Genomic DNA, 6,613 nt, shown 5'->3' with positions numbered 1-6,613 from the left:
GGCGGGCTGTTCGTAGAAGCCGTCCACGTCGACGCGTTCGGTCAGTCGCGTGGCACCGAGTGATTCGAGCCGTTCATCGAGCAGTTTGCCTGCACCGCAGAAGAATTCGTAGGAGCTGTCGCCGAGCGCCAGCACGGCGAAGCTCAGGTATTCGAGTCGATCGGAGTCGGCACTGATCGCCTCCCAGAACAACACGGCGTTATCGGGGAACTCGCCTTCCCCGAACGTCGACGTGACGACGATGAAGTGGGTGGCCGATTGCAACTCGCCGAGCCCGACCTGATTCAGTTCGACCGCCTCGGCCTCGATGCCGATGGCGCCCGCGGCCTCGGCGAACGTCATGGCGGCGTCCTCGGCGTTTCCCATGTCGGTGCCGAAGGCAACGATCAGCGAGAAGTCGCGTTGGCCAGTCACGATCGCTCCCTCGTCACGGCGCGCGCGGAGATCGCGCGGGCGCTAGGTTAGGGCGACCTTACTTGGAGGTGGATGCGCGTGGGGGCCTACCTTCGGCGGTCAAGTGCGGGGCGGGCAGCCGAGTTCTGTGGCGACCGCGCTCGTGGCGGCGACCGCCGTCGCAGGAGTCATCAGCGCGTTTCCGCCAACGATGTGCAACCCGTAGGCGTCCTCCAGGGCCACGAACGTCATCGCGAGTTGGTCGTCATCGAGTGCCGGTGTGAACGTTCCGGACCGGCGACCCGCGGCGAAGATGCCGCGATAGGTGTCCAGCTGCCGCAGGTACATCTTCTGCACCAGCTCGTCGTGCAGCGCGGAATTGCCTGCGAGGAAGTCGAATTCGTACAGCAAGCGCATGAGTGCATCGTCCGGGCCACTCGGAAGGCCAGCGCGGATCGCGGTGCCGAGTTGGTGACGAGGATCGTCTGATTCCGCGATGAGCCGGTCGCGATCGTCGCAGAATCGCTCGACGCCCGCCGCGTGCGCTTCAACGAGCAGTCCATCGAGATCGCCGTAGTAGTACAGAACGGTGCCCCGGCTCAGGCCGGCCTGCTCGGCGACGTCGGTCAGGGACAGCGAGCGCAATCCCCGCTTGTGGCCTGCGGTGTACGTCGCCTCGATGAGGGCCTGTCGCCGAGCGCCTTGGTTACGCGGTCGGGCCATGGGGTTGACAGTAATCCACGTCACATGCGAGCCTGCTCATCATTCTTCGACATTAGCGTCAAAGAATAATTGACACTCCTGGCCCCCAACGAAAACGAGACCGCGATGATCCACCCGAGCACGCTGCCGCCCGCGGCTGCACCCGAACCCGAGGCCGCACCGGCCGCCTACGAGGGGACCCTGTCGCGTTCGCTCGGAGTCGGCGGCAACGTGCTCATCACGCTGTCCGGCATCTCGCCGGCCTCCAGCGTGTTCGTGCTTGGCGGCGCCGCACTGGCCGCCTACGGCACCGGAGTGTTCTGGGGTTTCGCCATCGCGGGTGTGATCAGCCTGCTCATCGCCTACTGCTACGCCGAGCTGGCATCGCGGCACCCGGTGGCCGGTGGTGACTACTCGCTGGTCAGCCGCACTCTCGGGCCCGCGGCCGGCGTCGCGATCTTCTTCGTCGGCCTGGTGACCCTGCCGCTCATCGTCGCGGTGTTCGCGCTCGGCGTCGCCGACTACCTCGGCGTCGCGATCGGCGGTCTCGACCCGGTCTGGACGGCGGTCGTCGTCACGATCCTCGCCACGGCCACCGCATGCCTGAACATCCGCACCAACGCCTGGGTGACCGGGGCGTTCCTGTTCATCGAGATGGCCGCGCTGGCCTTGCTCACGGTGCTCGGCCTGGTGCACGTCGAACGCCCGCTCACCGCGCTATTGGACCCGCAGGCCATCGACGCCGCTACCGGGGGACTGGCGCCGCTGGGCATCGCCGGCCTGGTGATCGCCGTGACTCAGGGGATCTTCTCGTTCAACGGATACGGCGGTGCCGTGTACTTCGCCGAGGAGACCAAGAATGCGCGCCGCACCATCGCCCGCGCCGTGCTGTGGAGCGCCGTCGTCACGATCCTCGCGGAGATCATTCCGCTCGCTGCCATCCTGCTCGGCACCAACTCGCTTGGCGACCTGTTCAGTGCGGATCTGCCCGTCGAGGCGTTCCTGGACGAGCGTGCCGGGCATGCCGTCACGGTCTTCGTGCTGGTATCGATCGCACTGGCGATCGTCAACGCCATCATCGCCATCGCCCTGCAGTCCGGTCGGCTGCTGTTCGCCGCGGCACGGGACCACGCGATGCCCGCGGCGATCGCCGCACCGCTGATCCGGGTCTCTCGGACGGCGAAGATGCCGTGGGTCGCCACCCTCGTGATGGGCGTGCTCGCCGTCGCCGGGTGTCTGATTCCGATGGACGTGCTGCTGAACGCGACCGGCTCGACACTCGCCTTCAGCTATGGGTTCATCGCGCTGTCGGCGATCGTCATGCGACGCAAGTCCGGTCGGACGGGATACCTGATGCCGCTGTGGCCGCTTCCCCCGATCGTCGCGCTCATCGCCATCGCCACGATCTTCGTGATGGGGCTGCTCGACCCGAACCAGTGGCTGAGCCTGGGCATCGCGGTCGGCATCGTCGCGGCCGGGTTCCTCTATTACTTCGGCTATCTGCGCTCACGCGCCGGCACCCACCTGCTCCTGCTCGAGGTGTCCGACGAGTCGGACGAAGAGGTAGAAGCGCGATGACCGATCTGCTCATCACCGGTGCGCGCGTACGCACCTTCGACCCCAGCGCACCATGGGCCGAGGCGGTGGGCGTCACCGACGGACGGATCAGCTACGTCGGAAACGCGGCCGACGCTCCCACCGCCGCACGCCGCATCGACGCCTCGGGCCGCCTGGTCACGCCCGGCATCATCGACAGTCACAACCACCTGCTGCTTGGCTTCGACGAGGACGCAGTTTCACTCGAAGGGGCACACGATCTCGCCGAAGTGCGCAGGCGCATCACCGATTTCGCGGCACGCAGGCCGGACCTGGACTGGATCTGTGCCGAGAACGCGGTGTACTCGATCGTCGAGGATCGCAGACCCAACGCCGCCGACCTCGACGGCCTGACCGACAAGCCGATCTTCGTCACCACCTACGACCAGCACTCGGTCTGGCTGAACCGTGCGGCGTTGGCGGTCCTCGGGGTGTCCGGCGGCACCGACATCGCGTGGGGTCGACCCGAACTCGACGTCGACACCGGCGAACCGACGGGCTGGGTGACGGACTTCTACACCAGCGCGATGACCGAGGCGGGTCTGGCGGCCCTGCAGGCCGACATCCCGATGTACTCACCGGAGCGCCGGTACCGCAAGCTGCAATCGAGCATGCGGATGGCCACCGCGCTTGGCATCACCACGGTGGTCGAACCCCAGGTGCCGCTCGCGGAGCTGCCGTTGTTCGAGCGCGCCCTCGCCGAGGGAGTGCTCACCTCGCGGGTGATCGCCGCGCTGTTCCACCCGGTCGGCGCCGACGGTACGTTCCGGCAGCGCCTGCGCGACGCCGTGGACAGTGCGGTTCCCCATCCGATGCTGCGGCTCGGGCCGGTCAAGCTCTACGCCGACGACGTCATCGAGCCGCATACCGCGCTGATGCTCGACGACTACGCCAACCGGCCCGGCGTGCGCGGCCGCCCCAGCTATCCGGGGCGTGAACTCGTCGACGTAATGGGGGAATTGGACCGGATGGGTTTTCAGACCCACACCCACGCCACCGGCGATGCGGGCATCCGGCTGACGCTCGACGCGATCGAACAGGCGGCCCGCACCAACGGGACGCGCGATCGCAGGCACGGAATCGTGCACGTCGAATGCCTGCATCCCGACGACCTGCCCCGCTTCCGTGCGCTGGGCGTGACCGCCGCCATGCAGCCGAGGCACTGCTCGCCGGATCTGGTCGCGGGCACCTGGATGGACAACGTCGGCGAGCAGCGGTGGAATCGGGCGTGGCGGTTCCGCAGCCTGCTCGATTCCGGTGCGACCGTGGCATTTTCGAGTGACTGGCAGGTAGGTGAGATGGACCCGCTTGTTGGCATCTACTCGGCTGCCACCCGGGCCGGATTGGACGGTTCCGATCCGTGGACGCCCGACGAACGCGTCGGCCTCGATCGCGCGCTGGAGGCATACACCGTGCACGGTGCGCACGCCTGGCACGCCGAAGGGGACCGGGGCCGGATCGAGACCGGCCTGCTGGCGGATCTGGTGGTGTGGTCGGGCGACCTCTACGACCACGAGCAGTCACCCGACGGCTTACTCGATGAGCACGCCGAGATGACGGTCGTCGGCGGGGCGGTCGCGCACTCCGCGGGCGCCATCGCCGATCGCGTCGGGGCGCCGTTGCCCGAGGACCCCGTCGGTCTCGGTACCGCAACCCAGCACGTGCACTGCCACTGAGCGGATCACGTCAGGCGGGCTGGCCGAAACCCCAGTCGAACAGGCCGATCGCCTGGTCGTACAGGTCGCCGGTGCCGTACATCTGGACGACGACCAGGCGGCGGTTGCCGCGCTGCGCGGCGCCGACATAGGTCTTTCGCGCCAGGCCGGTGTAACCGGTCTTGCCGCCGAGATCCCCTGGATAGCGGGACAGCAGCTCGTTCTGCGCCGTGATGGTCTTGCCGGGGAACTGGGCCGACGGCTGCCGCAGGATGTAGGCGAGCAGCGGATTGGCAAGCGCCGCACGGAAGATCACCGCCAAGTCATGCGGCGTGGTGACCGACTCCCAACCGGGCCCGTCCAGACCCGAAGGCGATCCCGCCCTGGTGCTGCGTGCGCCGAGCTGCTGGGCCTTGGCGTTCATCGCCGCGACGGCGACGCGTTGCCCGCCGAGCATGTCGGCCAACATGTTCGCGGCATCGTTACCCGACACCATCAGCAGACCCTCGAGCAGCTGGCGGGTGGTGTAGGGCTGGCCAGGTGTCAGGCCGACACACGAACATTCGACACGCTGGTGCGACGCGTTGGCCCTTGCAAAGGAATTCGGGTTGAGATGGTCGACGACGACGAGCGCCAGCAGGGTCTTGATGGTGCTCGCCGGGGCGTGCGCGCCATTGGGGTCCTTCGCCGCGAGTACGCGTCCGGTGTCCAGGTCGGCGACCAGCCAGGCCTGCGCGGGCCCGTCAGGTGGTGCGGCGACCCCTGCGGCCACCGGTTCCGCGTCCGGCAACGCCGAGGCGGCTGGTGCGGTCAACACCGCGATGAGGGCGAACACCGTCGCCGCGAACAGTGTGCGCACGAAGAGCGAGCGTAGGCATCACAGGACTCGTCGAGCGCGCGATCAGGTCTCCGTCGGGCAACGGCTGCTTCGCGACGTCCCTACAGCGCGCCGACGCCGACCGACGGATCCTGCGCGAAACCCCAGTCGAGCAGTCCCGTGGCCTGATCCCAGTAGGTGGGCCCGCCCTCGACGATCAGCCCGTACATCATCGCGACCACCAACCGTCGTCCGTCGCGCTGCGCGGCGCCGACGAAGGTCTTGCGGGCAACGTCGGTGAAACCGGTCTTGCCGCCGAGCATGCCCGGGTAGCGGCCCAGCATCTCGTCCTGGTTGATCAGCGTCACCGGACCCGCGTCACCAGGGAAGGGGGCCGACGGGGACGACGTGATCTGTGCGAACACCGGATTCGCCAGGGCGGCCCGGAAGAGGACGACGAGGTCGTGCGGCGTGGTGTAGCCATCGATCCCAGGCCCGTTCAGGCCCGACGGCGACCCGGCGTGAGTGTCGACGGCGCCCAACGAGGCGGCCTTCGCGTTCATCTTCGCGACGGCGACGTCCGAGCCGCCCAGCATGTGGGCCAGCGTGTTGGCGGCGTCATTGCCCGACACCAGCAGCAGCCCGTCCAGCAGCTCCCTGGTGGTATAGGTGCGGCCCGCCTTCACCCCCGCGCAGTTGCACTCCACCCTGGCGTCGGCGGCATCGGCGACGACGGTCGCGTCCAGGGGCAGCTCGTCGAGGACCACCAGCGCGAGGAGGGTCTTGATGGTGCTGGCTGGCGCGTGCCGGGAGTACTGGTCGCGACCCGCGAGGATCTGGCCGGAGTCCATGTCCGCAACGATCCATGCGGGCGCCGGTCCGTCGGGGGGCTGCGCCGAACCGATCGGCTGGACGTCCGTGTCGGCCGTCGCGACGGCGGGCTCGATCACCAACGTGCCGGGGAGCAGCGCCGCGACGGACACGAAGAGAGCGCAGATGAGCCTGACCATGGGCGCCGAGCCTAACTTGCCGCGACCGAGTGCACTGAACCACCAAGTGTTTGACACCTCCGTAATTGGGTTACCCGACAGCGCCGGGTCGACGTCGTCGTGCCCGGACGAAGACAGGCTGCAGCGTTCCCACCTACGCTGAACACCACCAGAGGGAGTCGATCACCATTTGTGGCATTGCCGGCGAAATCGCCCGAGGGCGCCCGGCCGATCTCGCCGCCATCCGCGCGATGACCGACTGCATGGTCCCGCGGGGACCCGACGGCGGCGGCGCGTGGGCCGATCAACGGGTGGCACTGGGCCATCGACGGCTGGCGATCATCGATCTGTCCAGTAGCGGCCACCAGCCCATGCACGACCCCGAACTCGGACTGACGGTCGCATTCAACGGGTGCATCTACAACTACCCCGAACTCCGCCAACAACTGCTCGGCAAGGGG

6 protein-coding genes and 1 pseudogene are annotated in these 6,613 nt (G+C 68.0%); 3 read left to right on the top strand and 4 right to left on the bottom strand.

What is annotated here, in order from left to right:
• Together ACRDUX_RS39505 and ACRDUX_RS39500 are read right to left on the bottom strand one after the other, a co-directional pair.
• Positions 1 to 414, bottom strand: a 414-nt coding sequence (locus ACRDUX_RS39505) for a flavodoxin domain-containing protein (protein ID WP_526422783.1), incomplete at its 3' end; no start/stop codon positions are given.
• 99 nt (positions 415 to 513) lie between these two features.
• Positions 514 to 1,116, bottom strand: coding sequence for a TetR/AcrR family transcriptional regulator (locus tag ACRDUX_RS39500; RefSeq protein WP_526422781.1), 603 nt, complete (start codon positions 1,114 to 1,116; stop codon positions 514 to 516).
• A gap of 105 nt (positions 1,117 to 1,221) precedes the next feature.
• Here ACRDUX_RS39500 and ACRDUX_RS39495 point away from each other — a divergent pair, with 105 nt between their 5' ends.
• Complete coding sequence (locus ACRDUX_RS39495) at positions 1,222 to 2,673, top strand: amino acid permease (protein ID WP_526422779.1); 1,452 nt, start codon at positions 1,222 to 1,224, stop codon at positions 2,671 to 2,673.
• On the top strand, positions 2,670 to 4,367 hold the full coding sequence (locus ACRDUX_RS39490) for an amidohydrolase (protein WP_526422777.1): 1,698 nt from the start codon (positions 2,670 to 2,672) through the stop codon (positions 4,365 to 4,367). Before ACRDUX_RS39495 ends, ACRDUX_RS39490 begins: the two co-directional genes overlap by 4 nt.
• 10 nt (positions 4,368 to 4,377) lie before the next feature.
• On the opposite strand, the gene ACRDUX_RS39485 is transcribed toward ACRDUX_RS39490, so the two are convergent.
• The gene (locus ACRDUX_RS39485; protein ID WP_526422775.1) at positions 4,378 to 5,205 is read right to left on the bottom strand and encodes a D-alanyl-D-alanine carboxypeptidase family protein; all 828 of its coding nucleotides are present in this window, start codon (positions 5,203 to 5,205) and stop codon (positions 4,378 to 4,380) included.
• A gap of 80 nt (positions 5,206 to 5,285) precedes the next feature.
• Positions 5,286 to 6,173 (bottom strand): D-alanyl-D-alanine carboxypeptidase family protein, encoded by an 888-nt coding sequence (locus ACRDUX_RS39480; protein WP_526422774.1) that lies wholly within the window; start codon positions 6,171 to 6,173, stop codon positions 5,286 to 5,288.
• A gap of 167 nt (positions 6,174 to 6,340) precedes the next feature.
• On the opposite strand from ACRDUX_RS39480, the pseudogene ACRDUX_RS39475 reads away from it, so the two are divergent.
• A pseudogene (locus ACRDUX_RS39475) lies at positions 6,341 to 6,613 on the top strand (N-acetylglutaminylglutamine amidotransferase); the annotation flags it as partial.

It is taken from the genome of Mycobacterium sp. (assembly GCF_050701675.1).
Taxonomy (GTDB): domain Bacteria; phylum Actinomycetota; class Actinomycetes; order Mycobacteriales; family Mycobacteriaceae; genus Mycobacterium.
The sequence above is the reverse complement of the archived record's forward strand: the minus strand, read 5'-3'. Positions and strand labels throughout refer to the sequence as shown.